Below are 16055 nucleotides of genomic sequence, written 5' to 3' on the forward strand. Positions count from 1 at the left end.
CCGTCGGTCGGGGGCGTCACGCTCTGCGGGCGGGGGCCAGTGCCCCGCCGACCAGGGCGAACGCGTCCGGGATGACGGTGCCCCAGTAGGCGAAGTTGTGCCGGCCGTCGGCCCACTCGGCGCGGGCCGGCGGCTCGGGCAGCGCCCGGGCCAGTGCCCGGACGTCCCGCAGGAAGGTGTCCTGCCGGCCGCACCAGAGGCCGACGGGGGTGCCGCGCAGCCGCGCCGCCCCGGTGAAGACCGCGTCGCCGGGCCGGACCGCGGGGGAGAAGGCGGCCACGGCACGCAACCACGTCGGGTACGCCTCGGCGAGCAGCAGCGCGCCGAAGCCCCCCATCGACCAGCCCCAGGCCGCCATGCGGCTGGTGTCGAAGCCCCGCCGGGCGCACCAGGTGGGCACCTCCTCGCGCACCATCCGCTGCGGATCGTCGTCGTTCGAGCGGCGCCAGGACAGCCGGCCGCCGGTGGCTCCGGCGAGTGCGAAGGGCGGTACGCCCCGGCGTACCGCGTCGGTGAGGAAGCGGGCGAAGCCGAGCCGGGGAAAGTTCCCGGCGGTGGCGGAGGCACCGTGCAGGACCAGACAGACCGGCAGGCCGCGCCCGTCGCCGTACCCGTCGGGGACGGCCGTCCAGAAGTCGACCTCGCGGCCCCGGGCCCCGGAGTTGATGCGGACGAGCCGCTCGTCACCGACGGGCGCGTCCGGTACGGCGGGCGTCGGCCCGGTCCCGGGACGGGACAGTTCCCGGGCGGTGAGCCCGCCGACCACGGCGACGGCCGCCGTGCCGGCCCCGGCCACCAGCAGGCTGCGCCGGGTCAGTAGGTGAGCCATGCCGGCGAGTGTCGCACCTCAGCCGTCGCGCTTGGTGGTCCAGCGGAAGGTGGTCAGGCAGAGGACCAGGCCGACGACGCACCAGGCGGCCAGCACGAGGGCGACCCGACCCAGCTCGAACGAGCCGCCGGGCTCCTGGGCGCCGAAGCTCTCCGGCAGGAAGACCGAGCGCAGCCCCTGGCACATCCACTTGAGCGGGAAGAGCGCCGCCACCTGCTGCATCCAGCTCGGCAGGCTGGTGAAGACGAAGAACACCCCGGAGATGAACTGGAGCACCAGTGCCACGGGGGTCACCACGGCCGAGCCGCTGCGCGCCGTACGGGCCAGCGACGAGATGGCGATGCCGCAGAGGGTGCAGGCGGTGACGCCGAGCGCGGCGACCCAGCCGAAGGTGAGCCACTTCGCCATGGTGTCGGGCAGCTTCAGGTCGAACAGCAGCACCGCGACGACCAGCAGCAGGGCGGTCTCGGCGATGCCGATCGCGACCACCATGATCACCTTGCCGGCGAACCACACCCACTTGGGCATCGGGGTGCCCCGGTAGCGCTTGAGCACGCCCCGGTCCCGCTCGATCGGGATCCAGATGCCGAGGTTCTGGAAGCTCACCGTCATCAGACCAGTCGCGATCATGCCGGTGATGAAGTACTGGGTGAACTTCACCCCGTTGCCGATCGTGCCGTGGAAGATCGACGCGAAGATCACGATCATGATGATCGGGAAGCCCATCGTGAACACGACGGACTCCCGGCTGCGCAGGAACTGGGTGATCTCCAGCCGCCCCTGCCGCAGCGCGAGGGCCCCCGCCCCGAGCCGCCGGGCCGGTGCGGCGGCCACCGGGGCCGCCGGCTTCGTCGTGGTGGTCATCAGTGTCCGATCATCCGCAGGTAGACGTCTTCCAGGGTCGGCCGGGTCACCGTGAGGCCGGGGACCTCGCCGCCGTACCGCGCGGCCAGCTCCGCCACCAGCGCCGTCGGCGTCGCGCTCTGCGCGGTCTCCGGCGTTCCGTCCGGGGTACGCCAGGAGACCGTCGCGAGCGCCTCCTGCCGGTTGCCCAGCAGGTCGGGCGGGGCCACCTCGACCAGCCGGCCGCCGGCGATCACGCCGACCCGGTCGGCCAGGGCCTCCGCCTCGTCCAGGTAGTGCGTGGTGAGCACGATGGTGGTGCCGGCGGCGGCCAGGTCCCGGATCAGCTCCCAGAACTCGCGCCGGGCCTCCGGGTCGAAGCCGGTCGTCGGCTCGTCGAGGAAGAGCAGCTCGGGGCGGCCGATGATGCCCAGCGCCACGTCGAGCCGGCGCTTCTGCCCGCCGGAGAGGGTGTGCGTACGGGCGGTCGCCTTGTCGGCCAGCCCGACCCGTTCGATCACCTTCGCCGGGTCGTCGGCCTCCGGGTAGAAGCCGGAGAAGTGCCCGACCACCTCGGCGACGGTCAGCTCGTCGAACTCGCCGGTGCCCTGGAGCACGATGCCGACCCGGGACCGCCACTGCGGGTCCGGGTGGGCCGGGTCGCTGCCGAGGACGCGTACCTCTCCGGCGTCGCGCCGACGGTAGCCCTCCAGGATCTCCACCGTGGTGGTCTTGCCCGCGCCGTTCGGGCCGAGCAGGGCGAACACCTCGCCCCGGTGGACGTCCAGGTCCACCCCCGCCACCGCCACGTTGTCGCCGTACGCCTTGCGCAGCCCTCGTACGGAGATCGCGAGCTCGTCATCCATGCCGTCAAGTGTGCGACCTGGCGACAAGCCGGGGCGGCGGGGGGTGTGGTGGTCCCGCCCATGCCGGGCGTTCTCGCCCCGGGTGTCCGCGACATGGACCTGTGTGGTTTTCCACAACCCGTTTTACTGAACGGTAACTTAGACTCCGGCCATGGATGAGAAGGCTCCCTCGGGACGGCTGCCGGAGCGCGACCGGCCCTGGGTGATGCGCACCTACGCCGGGCACTCCTCGGCCGCCGCGACCAACGCGCTCTTCCGCCGCAACCTGGCGAAGGGACAGACCGGGCTCTCGGTCGCCTTCGACCTGCCCACCCAGACCGGCTACGACCCGGACCACGAGCTGGCCTCCGGTGAGGTCGGGCGGGTCGGCGTGCCGGTGGCGCACCTCGGCGACATGCGGGCCCTCTTCGACGGCATCCCGCTCGCCGAGGGCAACACCTCCATGACGATCAACGCCCCGGCGATGTGGCTGCTCGCCCTCTACGGCACGGTCGCCGCCGAGCAGGGCGCCGAGCTGGCCCGCTGCGCCGGCACCACCCAGAACGACATCATCAAGGAGTACCTGTCCCGGGGGACGTACATCTTCCCGCCGGCCGCGTCGCTGCGGCTCACCGCCGACGTGGTCGCGTACACGTTGCGCGAGATGCCGAAGTGGAACCCGGTCAACATCTGCTCGTACCACCTCCAGGAGGCGGGCGCGACGCCGGTGCAGGAGGTCGGCTTCGCCCTCGCCACCGCCGTCGCCGTGCTCGACGCGGTCCGCGACTCCGGCCAGGTGCCCGCCGAGCGGATGGGCGACGTCGTCCAGCGGATCTCCTTCTTCGTCAACGCCGGGGTGCGCTTCGTCGAGGAGATCGCCAAGATGCGCGCGTTCGGCGCGCTCTGGGACGAGATCACCCGCGAGCGCTACGGCGTGCAGAACGCCAAGCAGCGCCGCTTCCGCTACGGCGTGCAGGTCAACTCGCTCGGCCTGACCGAGGCGCAGCCGGAGAACAACATCCAGCGCATCGTGCTGGAGATGCTCGGCGTGACCTTCTCCCGGGACGCCCGGGCGCGGGCGGTGCAGCTGCCCGCCTGGAACGAGGCCCTCGGCCTGCCCCGTCCCTGGGACCAGCAGTGGTCGCTGCGGATGCAGCAGGTCCTGGCGTACGAGTCGGACCTGCTCGAATATCCCGACCTCTTCGAGGGCTCGCACGTGATGACGGCGCTGGTCGACGACATCGTCAGCGGCGCCCGGGTCGAGCTGGACAAGGTGCTGGAGATGGGCGGCGTGGTGGCCGCCGTGGAGACCGGCTACCTCAAGAGCGCCCTGGTCGCCTCGCTGGCCGAGCGGCGTCGACGGATCGAGTCCGGCGCCGACGTGGTGGTCGGCGTCAACCGCTTCACCGAGACCGAACCGTCGCCGCTGACCGCGGCCGGCGCGGAGGCCGTCGAACAGGTCGACCCCGCCGTCGAGGCCTCCGCCGTCACCGCCGTACGCGAATGGCGCACCGGCCGGGACGACGCGGCGGTGGACGCGGCGCTCGCCCGGCTCCGCGCGGAGGCCGCGACCACGACGAACCTGATGCCGGCGACGCTGGAGTGCGTGCGGGTCGGGGTGACCACCGGCGAGTGGGCGGGCGCGCTGCGCCAGGTCTTCGGCGAGTACCGGGCACCCACCGGCCTCGCCGGTGGTGCCGGTGCCGGCGGCGACCCGGGGCTGGCGGCCGTCCGTGAGCGGGTCACCGCCACCGCCCGCGAGCTGGGCAGCGGCCGGCTGCGGCTGCTCGTCGGCAAGCCCGGCCTGGACGGCCACTCCAACGGCGCCGAGCAGATCGCGGTACGCGCCCGCGACGCCGGCTTCGAGGTGGTCTATCAGGGCATCCGGCTCACCGCCGGGCAGATCGTCGCCGCCGCCGTGGAGGAGGACGTCGACCTCGTCGGCCTCTCCGTCCTCTCCGGCTCGCACCTGGCCGCGGTGCCGGCGGTCCTCGACGGCCTGCGCGCCGCCGGCCGGCCCGACCTGCCGGTCGTCGTCGGCGGCATCATCCCCGCCTCCGACGCGGAGACGTTGCGCGCCGCCGGGGTGGCCCGGGTCTTCACCCCGAAGGACTTCGCGCTCACCGGCATCATCGACGACCTGGTCACCGTCATCCGCGAGGCCAACGCCCTGGCGTGAGGCCGGCGGCTGCGGCGGTCTGACGGGTTCAGCGGCTCCGGTAGGTGAGGCAGTCGGCCAAGTCCGCCGCTGGGCCGACGCTGATCGCCGGGGCGTGGCACTCCAGGTCCGAGTTGTGCTGACAGTCCGATCGGGTGCAGGCGCCCACCTGCGCCACGAGCTGGTCGTTGCCGCCGCGTACCGGCATCTCGACGAAGGTGTGGCAGTGGGCGTGGTCGCTGCTGGCGATCGTGATGGCGAAGGCGTGGCAGTCGTTGGTGTGGTTGTAGGCGCAGGACGCGACGGCGCACTCCTGGACCCGGGGCATCTCCATCGCCGCGGTCATGGCGACCCTCCTTAGGCTTATTGCCCCGATTCTAGGTATTCGTCCCATCGGGCACCCACCCTTTCGCCGCCTTCGGGTACGACATCATCGCCAGGTCAGGCGGCAGCGCGGGGACGCTACGAACTTGATGGCATTCGTGTAATCAACCGGGGCTGTGGCCGATCATGGAGTTGTGGTGGCGGAACAAGCCCGTGAAAGCCACCCTTCGGGCGCCACTTATCCATGATCGATGTAGAGCGGATGCCGGGTGGCGGGTGGCGGATGTGCGGTTGTTGGGCGGATGCCGGGGTCGGTGGAACGTCATGGAGGTTTCCGGGGCTCGGTGACCTTCATGCCGTTCCACTGACCGTCCCGCCTCATGGGGGATGCGGGGCCATGTCCGGGTTCCGGGTCGGTTGCCACGTGCCGGCTGGGCGATCCGGGGTGATTGTCCGGTCGGGGTGTGGCCGGGGGCATCGTCAGGCCGGAATCGTGGCGGAGGCGGGGTCGTTACATCCACCGTACGACCGAGTACCTCGGCCTGACGCCGAGCGGCCTGGTGACCGGGGCTGCCGGGCGGGCCGGTAGGTCGCCTGCGGTCCCCGGGTGAGGCCGCCGACGCGGGAATGACGGTGGGCGGCCGGTCGTTGAACATGGTTCCGGCGCCGCGAAGAGGCCCCCGCCCCGCGAGCCAGCCGGTCGAAGACTTTCCCCCTTGCGTGTTGAGCGCCTGACGGTGCTTGCGTTCCCCCGCCCCCTCGGCGGGGAGCGTCGACCCCCGAATGGAGCTACCCCTCATGAACACGATCTTCCGTAAGAGCGTTCTTGGTGTTGCTGGTCTGGCTTTCGCCGGTGGTGTGTTCGCCGGTCCGATCGCCGCCCACGCCGACACCACCCCCGTCACCGCTAGCAAGCCCGTCGCGGTCGCCGTGCAGGCCGACAAGCCCGACAGCGGCAAGCTGATCCCGCACGGTGTGCAGGGCAAGCAGTCGCGCATCGACCTGAACGACGAGCAGACCGCCAACGTCAAGGCGATCATCGCCGCCACCAAGAAGGCCGGTCTGCCCGAGCGGGCCGCGGTCATCTCGATCGCCACCAGCCTGCAGGAGTCGAAGCTGGAGAACCTCGGCCACCTGGGCGACAAGAACGACCATGACTCGCTGGGCCTGTTCCAGCAGCGCCCGTCCAGTGGTTGGGGTACGCCGGAGCAGATCACCGACCCCGAGTACTCCACCCTGGCGTTCCTCAAGGGTCTGAAGCAGGTCGACGGGTGGCAGGACATGCCGCTGACCGAGGCCGCCCAGACCGTGCAGGTGTCGGCGTACCCGGATGCGTACGCGCAGTGGGAGCAGCAGGCCGCCGACCTGGTCGCCCAGCACTGGAACAGCTGACCGGAGCAGTAACCGCCGCTGGCCGGCACCCCGAACCCCGGGGTGCCGGCCAGCGGCGTGTTGACGTGTTGCGTACCCGACGGGTCAGACGCGGAAGCCCGCGGCCCGGGCGGCCTGGCGCTCGCGGCGGCGGTCCTTGCGGCGGCGCAGGAACCAGAAGAGGAAACCCACGAAGCCGATCAGGAAGGCCAGCACGAGCACCGGCAGGAGGATCGCCACCACCGACATGACAACGCTGGTCGCGTCCTCGGCGGTGCTGGCGACGGGCGCGCCGAAGCCGGCCGTGGTCGCGTTGATCACCGGGCGGGCGGCGGACTTGAGCAGGTGCACGCCCAGGGCGATCAGCACACCGGTCACCACCGGCACCCACTGGTGCGAGGAGAAGAAGGTGTCCGGGTTGCTGACCGTGACCGTCTCGGAGGTCGAGCCGGCGCCGAAAGCCAGGCCGCCGGCGGTGGGCCGGACGACGGTCTGCACCACGTCGTTGACGTGGTCGACCACGGGCACCTTGTCGGCCACCACCTCGACGGCGAGCAGCACGGCGAGGATCACGATGACCCAGCCGTTGCCGAGCCACTGCCAGCCGTGGGGCAGGTCGACCAGATCGGTGTAGCGGGCCAGCAGACCCATCAGGAGCAGGGGGATGTATGCGTTCAGGCCGGCTGAGGCGGCGAGGCCGGAACCGGTGAGGACTTCGAGCACCATCTCAATATCGCACCGCCGTGCCAGTGGCGCTCGTCGGCGGCGGCGGGCGTCTCGGCTACCCTCGTCGGGTGCGGCTGGTAATTGCGAAGTGCTCGGTGGACTACGTCGGACGGCTCTCGGCTCACCTGCCGCCGGCCACCCGGCTGTTGATGGTGAAGGCGGACGGCTCGGTGTCGATCCACGCGGACGACCGGGCGTACAAGCCGTTGAACTGGATGAGCCCGCCCTGCCGGCTGGAGGAGGCCCCCGGCGTGTGGCGGGTGGTCAACAAGGCCGGTGAGGAACTGCGGATCACCCTGGAGGAGATCTTCCAGGACACCTCGTACGAGCTGGGTCTCGACCCGGGGCTGCGCAAGGACGGCGTCGAGGCGCACCTGCAGGAGCTGCTCGCGGCGAACCCGGGCACCCTCGGCGAGGGTTACACGCTGGTCCGCCGGGAGTACATGACCGCGATCGGGCCGGTCGACCTGCTCTGCCGGGACGCCAACTCCGGCGCCGTCGCCGTCGAGGTGAAGCGGCGCGGCGAGATCGACGGCGTGGAGCAGCTCACCCGCTACCTGGAGCTGATGAACCGGGACCCGCTGCTCGCCCCGGTGACCGGCGTCTTCGCCGCTCAGGAGATCAAGCCGCAGGCCCGGGTGCTCGCCACCGACCGGGGCATCCGCTGCGTGGTGGTCGACTACGACAAGCTGCGCGGCATCGAGCGGGACGAGCTGACCCTGTTCTGAGCGGACCGGTCAGCGGTTCCGGCCGTACATCAGCTTGGCGACCTTGACCAGGCGGGCGACGTCCGCCGGGGTGCGCTCGAAGGTCATCGACGGCAGCAGTGAGCGGGCCCGGCGTCGGGTGATCGACTTGGCCAGGCCGAACTCGCGCAGCCCGTCCTCGCCGTGGATCCGGCCGATGCCGGAGTCGCCGACACCGCCGAACGGCAGCGTCGACATCCCGGCGAAGGTGAGCGTCGAGTTGACGGCGGCCATCCCGGAGCGCAGCCGCCGCGCGACCGCCACCGCCCGCTTGCGGCCGAAGACCGAACCACCCAGGCCGTACGGGAGGGCGTTGGCCCGTTCGACGGCCTCGTCGATGTCGCGGACCCGGTTGACGGTGATGGTCGGGCCGAAGGTCTCCTCGCGGACCGCGGTCGAGTCCTCCGGGACGTCCACCAGCACGGTCGGGTGGACGTACGGCGGCTGGACCGCGTCGGGCCCGCCGAGCACCGCCCGCCCGCCCCGGGCGACCGCGTCGTCGATGTGCCGCCGGATGATGTCGATCTGGGCCGGCATGGTGATCGGGCCGAGGTCGGCGCCGTCGGGGCCCACGGTCAGCCGGCCGGCGCGGGCCACCACCTTGTCGACGAAGGCGTCGAAGACCTGGTCCACGGCGTAGACCCGTTCGATGCCGATGCAGGTCTGGCCGGCGTTGGTGAGCGCGCCCCAGACGCACGCCTCGGCGGCGGCGTCCAGGTCGGCGTCGGCGTCCACGATCATCGCGTCCTTGCCGCCCGCCTCCAGCAGCACCGGGGTGAGCGTTTCGGCGCAGGCCGCCATCACCTTCCTGGCGGTACGGGTGGAGCCGGTGAAGGCCACCTTCCCCACGCCGGAGCGGCACAGCGCGGCACCGGTGTCACCGAGACCGTGCACGGCGGTGAGGACCGGGTGCTCGGGCACCACCTCGGCGAACCGGTCCACCAGCCACTGCCCGACCGCCGGGGTGTACTCGCTGGGCTTGAAGACCACGGCGTTGCCGGCGGCGAGGGCGTACACGGCGGAGCCGATCGGGGTGAAGACCGGATAGTTCCACGGGCCGATCACGCCGACCACACCGTACGGCTGGTATTCGAGGTGACCGGTGAACTCGGCGAGGATCAGCCGGGACCGGACCTTGCGGGGTCCGAGCACCCGCTGGGCGTTGCGGGCGGCCCAGTCGACGTGTTCGAGCGCGGTGAGGATCTCGACGACCGCGTCGCCGACCGGCTTGCCGCCCTCGACGTGCATCAGCTCGGCCAGCTCCTCGATCTGGCGGGCGAGCACGCCGCGCCAGCGCAGCAGCCGCTCCCGCCGGCCGGTGAAGCCGAGCCCGGCCCACCACTCGCCGGCCGTCCGGGCCCGCGCCACCGCGCGGTCGACGTCCTCGGCGGTCGCCACCGGGAAGCGCCCGGCTTCCGCGCCCGTCGCCGGGCTCGTCGACACCAGTCGTCCGTCCTCGATCGCCGGGGTCCCCGGGGCATGCACAGCCGTCATGGCGGAAGTCTAGACCCGCAGATTACCGGCCGGTAGGGCTCCGACCGGCGGATCGACCCGCCCCGCATCGACGTCGCTGCGCGCCCGCCGGGCCCCGGATTGAACCGTGGACGCCCGCCGAACCGGCGAACGGGAGCTGACCGCCCGGGGGCGAGGAGGTAGCCGGCCGGTGGTGGGACCGCTCATCATGTGGTGGCAGGCTGACGCGGGGCGATCTGTGGGGTGGAGGGCTGTCGATGGAGGATCATCCGGAACTGATGCCGTTGCTGACGGTGGCGGGCGGGCCGACGCGGGGGGTGAACTTCCGGGTCTCGTACCGACCGCAGGTCATCGGGCGGGGGCCGAGTGCCGACATCTCGGTGGCCGATCCGCACCTGAGCCGGCGGCACGCCAGTGTCACGCTCACCGACCAGGGCGTGGTGCTGATGGACCTGGGCTCGACCAACGGCACCTGGCTCAACGACCACCGGATCGGCGGGCCGCAATACCTGACCGACGGTGACGTGATCCGGATCGGCCGCACCGACCTGCGCTTCTTCGACCCCGGGCTGGCCCGGACCGACCCGGTGGGGCTGCGCTTCTCCGCGCCGCGTACCGACCACCACCGGCCGACGGTGCCGCTGCCCATCGCCACGCCGCCCGCGGGGCGGCCGGCCGTCGAGTCGTACGCCGGCGAACCGTTGGCCCTCCCCGGCAGCCGCTGACGGCCCTCCGGGAGCCGCTCGTCCGGTGGCTCCCGGCGACGCCGTCGCGGGGTTCCGCCACCGCCTGCGGCGCGGTGCGTGAAATATCCCACGGCGTCTCGACAACTCAGCGTCACGTGGCAGACTCCGGCGCATAACCTTAGCGGCCGTTCATGTCGGCGGCGCGGAGCTTTCTGGGAGGCCGGTCGTGGCGCGCGAGTTCACCAGCGTGGGTGTGGTGGGTCTGGGCACCATGGGTGCCGGCATCGTCGAGGTCTTCGCCCGCAACGGCGTCGACGTGGTGGCCGTGGAGATCTCGGAGCGTGCGCTGGAGCGCGGCCGGGCCACCCTCACCGGCTCCACCGACCGGGCGGTCGCCAAGGGCAAGCTCGCCGAGGCCGACCGGGACGCCCTGCACTCCCGGGTGAACTTCCAGGTCGGGCTGGACGCGCTGCACTCCGTCGACCTGGTGATCGAGGCGGTCCCCGAGCACCTCGACCTGAAGCAGCGGATCTTCGCCGAGCTGGACAAGGTCTGCAAGCCCGAGGCCATCCTCGCCACCAACACCTCGTCGCTGAGCGTCACCGAGATCTCGGTCGCCACCACTCGGCCGCACCAGGTCATCGGCATCCACTTCTTCAACCCGGCGCCGGTGATGAAGCTGGTCGAGGTGGTTCGTACGGTGGTCACCTCCGCCGACGTGGTGGCCGACGTGGAGGCGCTCTGCGAACGGCTCGGCAAGGTCGACGTGACGATCAGCGACCGCGCCGGCTTCATCGCCAACGCGCTGCTCTTCGGCTACCTCAACCACGCGGTCAGCATGTTCGAGGGGAAGTACGCCACCCGCGAGGACATCGACGCCGCGATGAAGCTCGGCTGCGGCCTGCCGATGGGCCCGCTCGCGCTGATGGACCTGATCGGCCTGGACACGGCGTACGAGATCCTGGACACCATGTACCGGCGCGGCGGGCGGGACCGCCGGCACGCCCCGGTGCCGCTGATCAAGCAGATGGTCACCGCCGGGCTGCTCGGCCGGAAGTCCGGCCGGGGCTTCTACACCTATGAGAAGGCGGGGTCGCCGCGGGTCGTACCCGATGAGCAGACGCCGGCGACCACGGGCGCCGCGCTCGCCGACGGTGCCCGCGCCATCGCGAAGGTCGGCGTGGTCGGCTCGGGGACGATGGCCACCGGCATCATCGAGGTCTTCGCCAAGGCCGGCTACGAGGTCGTCTCGGTGACCCGGGGCGCGGAGAAGTCCGCCAAGGTCTTCGAGACGGTGAAGACCTCGCTCAACAAGGGCGTGGTCCGCGGCAAGCTCAGCGAGGCCGACCGGGACGCGGCGCTCGGCCGGATCAACTGGTCGGCGGTGCTGGAGCACCTGGCCGACGTCGACCTGGTGGTCGAGGCCGTGGTCGAGGAGCTGAGCGTCAAGAAGGCCCTCTTCGCCAGCCTGGACGAGATCTGCAAGCCGGGCGTCGTGCTCGCCACCACCACCTCGTCGCTGCCGGTGATCGACGTCGCGATGGCCACCCAGCGCCCCGCCGACGTGGTCGGCCTGCACTTCTTCAACCCGGCGCCGATCATGCCGCTGGTCGAGGTGGTGCAGACCATCCGCACCTCGGCGGAGACCACCGCCACCGCCCGCGCGGTCTGCGCGGCGCTCGGCAAGACCGGCGTGGTCTGCGGCGACCGGTCCGGCTTCATCGTCAACGCGCTGCTCTTCCCCTACCTGAACGACGCGGTGAAGATGCTGGAGGCCAGCTACTCCACCGCCGACGACATCGACTACGCGATGAAGCTCGGCTGCGGCTACCCGATGGGCCCGTTCGAGCTGCTCGACGTGGTCGGGCTGGACGTCTCGCTGGCCATCCAGCGGGAGCTCTACCTGGAGCTGCGGGAGCCGGGCTTCGCCCCCGCGCCGCTGCTGGAACACCTGGTCACCGCCGGCTACCTCGGCCGCAAGAGCGGCCGCGGCTTCCGCGACCACACCAACCGCTGACCCGGGTCAACACCGGACGCCGGTGACGGCGTCCTGAGGGTGTGACCTTCGAGGAGTACGTCGGCAGCCGCGGCCCGGCCCTGATCCGCCTGGCCCGGCTGCTGACCGGCGACGAGCACCGGGCCGAGGACCTGACCCAGGACGTGCTCGCCCGCGCGTACGTGCACTGGCGGAAGATCGACCGGGCCGACCGGCCCGACGTCTACGTCCGCCGGATGCTGGTCAACGCGAACGCCTCCTGGTGGCGGCGCCGGTCCAACCGTGAGCTGGCCACCGCCACGTTCGAGGACCGGGCGCAGCGCGGCCACCTGGACGACGAGACGGTCCAGCGGGACGAGCTGTGGCGGCTCATCCTCGGCCTGCCCGACCGGCAGCGTGCGGTGCTGGTGCTGCGCTACTACGAGGACCTCGACGACGCGACGATCGCGCAGATCCTCGACTGCTCCCCGGTCACCGTCCGCACCCACGCGATGCGGGCGCTCGCCCACCTCCGGGAGCGCGTCGGCGCCCCGACGACCCAGGGGAGCCGGCCGTGACCGACCTCGACCAGCGGATCGCCTCGGTACTACGGGAACGTGCCGAGGGCGAGGCCGACACCCATCGCCTGCTGCGCGCCGCCCGTGCCCGGGGTCGTCGCCGCCAGCTGCGCCGCAGGGCCGCCACCGGCACCGCGCTGGCCGCCGTCGTGGCGCTCGGCGTGGCCGGGGTGACCGGCACCGACCTGGGCCGGCTGCCCGTCCGGGTGCCGTGGACCGCCGCCACGCCGGCCGCCGCCGGGCCGGTGCCGCCGCGCGCCGACGGGGTGCCGGGTGCCGCCCGGCAACCGGACCTGGTCGGCACCGACGCTCGGGTGCTGCACCTGGGCGTGGACACCGGTCGGGCCCGCTATCTGCGCTGGGGCGTGCAGGGTGTCGGCTCGGCCGGGTCCGTCGAGTCGGTCCAGGTCGACGTCGGTGGCAGGTCGCCGGTCCTGGTCGAGGTGAGCCGCTCGTCGGAGGCGGTCGAGGAACTCCTGCTCGACGGAGTTCCCGTCGAGCAGGGCGCGACCCGGGTGACCTTCGACGGCGTCGTCCGGCAGGTCCCGCAGGGGGGTGGCGGTCTGGTGAGGGGCTGGCAGCCGGTCCCGGGGCTGTACGCCCGGGCGAGCACGCGTGGCGACGACCGGAGCGTGCTGTTGACGGCGGTGCAGGCGATCCGGTGGGACGAGGCACGGCGGTGCGACGGGCCGCTGCGATTGGGCGTGCTGCCGGAAGGCGCGCAGCTGGTCGCCTGTTCCGTCGACGCCACGGCCTTCCCCGGGGGCTTCACCGTCGAGCTGATCCTCCATCGGAAGCCGTTGGCGCACATGCAGGTGCGGCTGCTGTACGGGGCGCAGATCACGCGGACCACCACCGAGGGCAACCGGGTGGTGGCCGGCCGTCCCGCCGCCCTCTCTCCGGACGGTCAACTGCTCGAACTGCTCGGCATCCCCAAGGCGCACCTGACCGCCCAGTTCGGCTGGCAGTGGCCGGACGCCCCGCCGAAGGGGCAGGTCGACTTCACCGAGGCCGACGCGGCGAGCGTGCTGGCCGGGGCGCGGGTGCCGACGGCGTTGGCCGACCCGCAGACCTGGAAGTGAGGCCGTCGGGCGGGCCGCCCGACCCGGGCCGGTCCGCCCGGCGGCCCGTACGCTTGGTGACCGTGAGCCCCCGTCGCAACCGCCCCCGCCGGGACGAGTCCGTCCACCTGGACTCCGACCGGGCCCGCCAGGGCGTGCCCACCGTGCAGCAGTGGCGCGACGGCGACTGGCAGGTACGCGGGATCAGCGGCGGGGCGTCGACCAAGACGTACCGGTGTCCCGGCTGCGACCAGGAGATCCGCCCCGGCGTGGCGCACCTGGTGGCCTGGCCGGCGGACGAGCGGGGCGACCTCACCGACCGGCGGCACTGGCACAGCGGCTGCTGGCGGGCCCGCGACCGGCGCGGACCGGTCATCCAGCGCGGTCGCAGCGCCCCCCGGCACGGCTGAGCGATCTGGATCACGCTGTTTCCGCCCGGGCGGGCGGGACCGGCCGGGACGCGCGAGACTGGGACGGTGAGCACACCGATCCGCGCGTCGACGATCCTGCCCGGTCGCCGGGAGGACATCGAGCTGCACACCGCCGACGGGCTGACGCTGGTCGGCGAGCTGGCCCTGCCGCTGGAGCGGGAGCCCGCCGGCACCCTGGTCTGCCTGCACCCGCTGCCCACCCACGGCGGCATGATGGACAGCCACGTGCTCCGCAAGGCGGCCTGGCGGCTGCCCGCGCTGGCCGACCTGGCCGTGCTCCGGTTCAACACCCGGGGCACCAGCAGCGTCCGGGGCACCAGCGAAGGTGCCTTCGACAACGCGGTCAGCGAGCGCTTCGACGTCGCCGCCGCGATCGAGTACGCGGAGTTCGCCGAGCTGCCGAACATCTGGCTGGTCGGCTGGTCGTTCGGCACCGACCTGACCATTCGGTACGGCTGCGACCCGGCGGTGGCGGGCGCGATCCTGCTCTCCCCGCCGCTGCGCTACTCGGCGCCGGACGACCTGACCCAGTGGGCCGAGAGCGGCAAGCCGCTCACCGCCCTGGTGCCGGAGTTCGACGACTACCTGCGGCCCGACGAGGCGCGGGAGCGGTTCGGGGTGGTGCCGCAGGCCGAGGTGATCGGCGTGGACGGCGGCAAGCACCTCTGGGTCGGCAACGCGGAGACCGCGCTCGACGAGATCGTCCGCCGGGTCAACCCGGCGGTGCCGGTGCCGCTGCCGACCACCTGGGACGGCCCGGTGGAGACCGGCGACGTCAGCGCGTACGCGGACCGCACGGTGGCCTCCTTCGCGGACACCCCCGTCCCCGGGCCGGCGCAGCGCCGGGCGGGCTGAGCGTCAGCGGGACTCCTGCCGGGGCAGGACCACCTCGCGGAGGATGAGCTGGAGGGCGGCCACCGTCGGGATGGCGAGCAGGGCGCCGACCACCCCCATCAGCGACACCCCGAGCAGGGCCGCCAGCAGCGCGGCCACCTCGTTGACCGCGACCGAGCGGCGCATGATCTTCGGATAGATCAGGTAGTTCTCCACCTGCTGGTAGACCACGAAGAAGGCCAGGCTGGCGATGCCGACCGGCAGGTCGGTGGCGAAGCCGACCAGGGTCACCACCACCGCGCCGAGGGTGGCCCCGATCTGGGGGATCAGATCGGTCACCGCGACCACCACCGCCAGCGCGAACGGGTACGGCAGCCCGACCACGAGGGCGAAGACGAAGGTGCTCGCCCCGGCCAGCACGGCGATGCTCAGCGCCCCCACCATGTACGCGCCGACCTTGGTCAGGATCTCGTCCCCGATCAGCTGCACCCGCCGTCGGCGGGAGCGCGGCACCAGCGCGTACCCGAGGTCGCGCAGCCGGTCGAAGTACGCCATGAAGTAGATCGTCAGCACCAGCACGGTCAGCGCCCGGAAGATCGTGCCGAAGATCAGTTGAGCGCCGCCGAGCACCCCGCCCAGGGCCCGGCCGACGTTGTCCGCGTTCGCCGCGGCGCGGACCCGGTCCAGCACGTCGTACCGCTCGACCAGGTCGTTGACGGTGGGATTGCGGCGCAGCTCCTCGATGTAGTTCGGCAGCTGCTCGAGGAACTGCCCGGACTGCGTCACCACCGGCGGCACCAGCGCCAGCACCGCGCCGACGATCAGCAGCAGCACGGTCAGCGCGACCGTCGCCACGGACAGCCCGTGCGGCAGTCCCCAGCCCCGTAGCCGGACCACCGCCGGGTGCAGCCCGACCGCCAGGAAGAGCGCGATCACCACCAGCACCAGGATGCCGGCGGCGTTGCGCAGGCCCAGGAAGACGGCGTACGCCCGCGCCGGTGAACCCGACCAGGAAGCTGCTGCGGCGCAGCGGTCGCCCGGGTCGGCCGAACCGCCCGCCCGCCTCGAACTCGGTCGGGTCGGGGAGCGGTGCGGTGTCCTGCGGCGCGGTCGGGTCGTCGTGAGGAACCGGGTCGTCGGGGACGTGGTCGTGGGGGACCGGGTCGTCGTCGGGG

The 16055-nt window shown here is 72.4% G+C and carries 15 protein-coding genes and 1 pseudogene; 9 read left to right on the forward strand and 7 right to left on the reverse strand.

Annotated features, from left to right (window positions below):
- Positions 1-16: 16 nt before the first annotated feature.
- The 3 genes from ABUL08_RS29740 to ABUL08_RS29750 are packed head-to-tail and all read right to left on the reverse strand — an operon-like array spanning position 17 to position 2538.
- Positions 17-829 (reverse strand): alpha/beta hydrolase, encoded by an 813-nt coding sequence (locus tag ABUL08_RS29740; protein WP_350933375.1) that lies wholly within the window; start codon positions 827-829, stop codon positions 17-19.
- Positions 830-847: 18 nt separating this feature from the next.
- Positions 848-1693, reverse strand: coding sequence for an ABC transporter permease (locus ABUL08_RS29745; RefSeq protein ID WP_350933376.1), 846 nt, complete (start codon positions 1691-1693; stop codon positions 848-850).
- Positions 1693-2538 (reverse strand): ABC transporter ATP-binding protein, encoded by an 846-nt coding sequence (locus ABUL08_RS29750; protein ID WP_350933377.1) that lies wholly within the window; start codon positions 2536-2538, stop codon positions 1693-1695. Before ABUL08_RS29750 ends, ABUL08_RS29745 begins: the two co-directional genes overlap by 1 nt.
- 151 nt (positions 2539-2689) lie before the next feature.
- Between ABUL08_RS29750 and ABUL08_RS29755 the strand changes: the two genes are divergently transcribed.
- The gene (locus ABUL08_RS29755) at positions 2690-4696 is read left to right on the forward strand and encodes a protein meaA (RefSeq protein WP_350933378.1); all 2007 of its coding nucleotides are present in this window, start codon (positions 2690-2692) and stop codon (positions 4694-4696) included.
- 28 nt (positions 4697-4724) lie between these two features.
- Here ABUL08_RS29755 and ABUL08_RS29760 read toward each other — a convergent pair whose 3' ends face one another.
- Positions 4725-5021, reverse strand: coding sequence for a DUF1540 domain-containing protein (locus tag ABUL08_RS29760; RefSeq protein WP_350933379.1), 297 nt, complete (start codon positions 5019-5021; stop codon positions 4725-4727).
- 776 nt (positions 5022-5797) lie between these two features.
- Here ABUL08_RS29760 and ABUL08_RS29765 point away from each other — a divergent pair.
- Positions 5798-6391 (forward strand): hypothetical protein, encoded by a 594-nt coding sequence (locus tag ABUL08_RS29765; protein WP_350933381.1) that lies wholly within the window; start codon positions 5798-5800, stop codon positions 6389-6391.
- Positions 6392-6475: 84 nt separating this feature from the next.
- On the opposite strand, the gene ABUL08_RS29770 is transcribed toward ABUL08_RS29765, so the two are convergent.
- Entirely contained in the window at positions 6476-7093 is a 618-nt protein-coding gene (locus ABUL08_RS29770) for a DUF4126 domain-containing protein (protein ID WP_350938914.1), read from the reverse strand.
- Between the two features lie 71 nt (positions 7094-7164).
- Here ABUL08_RS29770 and nucS point away from each other — a divergent pair, with 71 nt between their 5' ends.
- Entirely contained in the window at positions 7165-7824 is a 660-nt protein-coding gene (gene nucS, locus ABUL08_RS29775) for an endonuclease NucS (protein WP_242794068.1), read from the forward strand.
- Between the two features lie 9 nt (positions 7825-7833).
- Here nucS and ABUL08_RS29780 read toward each other — a convergent pair whose 3' ends face one another.
- Positions 7834-9336: an aldehyde dehydrogenase family protein gene (locus ABUL08_RS29780; protein WP_350933382.1), complete on the reverse strand. Its 1503-nt coding sequence runs from the start codon at positions 9334-9336 to the stop codon at positions 7834-7836.
- Between the two features lie 236 nt (positions 9337-9572).
- Here ABUL08_RS29780 and ABUL08_RS29785 point away from each other — a divergent pair, with 236 nt between their 5' ends.
- The 6 genes from ABUL08_RS29785 to ABUL08_RS29810 all read left to right on the forward strand — a co-directional run bounded on the left by ABUL08_RS29785 (position 9573) and on the right by ABUL08_RS29810 (position 14901).
- Positions 9573-10040: an FHA domain-containing protein gene (locus tag ABUL08_RS29785; RefSeq protein ID WP_350933383.1), complete on the forward strand. Its 468-nt coding sequence runs from the start codon at positions 9573-9575 to the stop codon at positions 10038-10040.
- 187 nt (positions 10041-10227) lie between these two features.
- Positions 10228-12018: a 3-hydroxyacyl-CoA dehydrogenase family protein gene (locus ABUL08_RS29790; protein ID WP_350933384.1), complete on the forward strand. Its 1791-nt coding sequence runs from the start codon at positions 10228-10230 to the stop codon at positions 12016-12018.
- Positions 12019-12059: 41 nt separating this feature from the next.
- The gene (locus tag ABUL08_RS29795; RefSeq protein ID WP_350933385.1) at positions 12060-12554 is read left to right on the forward strand and encodes a SigE family RNA polymerase sigma factor; all 495 of its coding nucleotides are present in this window, start codon (positions 12060-12062) and stop codon (positions 12552-12554) included.
- Positions 12551-13636 carry a hypothetical protein gene (locus ABUL08_RS29800; protein WP_350933386.1) on the forward strand — a complete coding sequence of 362 codons (1086 nt, stop codon included), beginning with the start codon at positions 12551-12553 and terminating at the stop codon, positions 13634-13636. Before ABUL08_RS29795 ends, ABUL08_RS29800 begins: the two co-directional genes overlap by 4 nt.
- A gap of 62 nt (positions 13637-13698) precedes the next feature.
- Positions 13699-14025 carry a hypothetical protein gene (locus ABUL08_RS29805; protein WP_350933387.1) on the forward strand — a complete coding sequence of 109 codons (327 nt, stop codon included), beginning with the start codon at positions 13699-13701 and terminating at the stop codon, positions 14023-14025.
- Positions 14026-14091: 66 nt separating this feature from the next.
- The gene (locus ABUL08_RS29810) at positions 14092-14901 is read left to right on the forward strand and encodes an alpha/beta hydrolase (RefSeq protein ID WP_350933388.1); all 810 of its coding nucleotides are present in this window, start codon (positions 14092-14094) and stop codon (positions 14899-14901) included.
- A gap of 3 nt (positions 14902-14904) precedes the next feature.
- Here the strand turns inward: ABUL08_RS29810 and ABUL08_RS29815 are convergent.
- Positions 14905-15946, reverse strand: a pseudogene (locus tag ABUL08_RS29815) (AI-2E family transporter); the annotation flags it as partial.
- Positions 15947-16055 lie beyond the last annotated feature (109 nt).

The organism is Micromonospora sp. CCTCC AA 2012012, from assembly GCF_040499845.1.
Taxonomy (GTDB): Bacteria; Actinomycetota; Actinomycetes; order Mycobacteriales; family Micromonosporaceae; genus Micromonospora; species Micromonospora mangrovi.

What these genes read in the sequence shown, in the direction of transcription:
- ABUL08_RS29740 (WP_350933375.1), bottom strand. Translation starts at nt 829, where the DNA reads ATGGCTCACCTACTGACCCGGCGCAGCCTGCTGGTGGCCGGGGCCGGC.
- ABUL08_RS29745 (WP_350933376.1), bottom strand. Translation starts at nt 1,693, where the DNA reads ATGACCACCACGACGAAGCCGGCGGCCCCGGTGGCCGCCGCACCGGCC.
- ABUL08_RS29750 (WP_350933377.1), bottom strand. Translation starts at nt 2,538, where the DNA reads ATGGATGACGAGCTCGCGATCTCCGTACGAGGGCTGCGCAAGGCGTAC.
- ABUL08_RS29755 (WP_350933378.1), top strand. Translation starts at nt 2,690, where the DNA reads ATGGATGAGAAGGCTCCCTCGGGACGGCTGCCGGAGCGCGACCGGCCC.
- ABUL08_RS29760 (WP_350933379.1), bottom strand. Translation starts at nt 5,021, where the DNA reads ATGACCGCGGCGATGGAGATGCCCCGGGTCCAGGAGTGCGCCGTCGCG.
- ABUL08_RS29765 (WP_350933381.1), top strand. Translation starts at nt 5,798, where the DNA reads ATGAACACGATCTTCCGTAAGAGCGTTCTTGGTGTTGCTGGTCTGGCT.
- ABUL08_RS29780 (WP_350933382.1), bottom strand. Translation starts at nt 9,336, where the DNA reads ATGACGGCTGTGCATGCCCCGGGGACCCCGGCGATCGAGGACGGACGA.
- ABUL08_RS29785 (WP_350933383.1), top strand. Translation starts at nt 9,573, where the DNA reads ATGGAGGATCATCCGGAACTGATGCCGTTGCTGACGGTGGCGGGCGGG.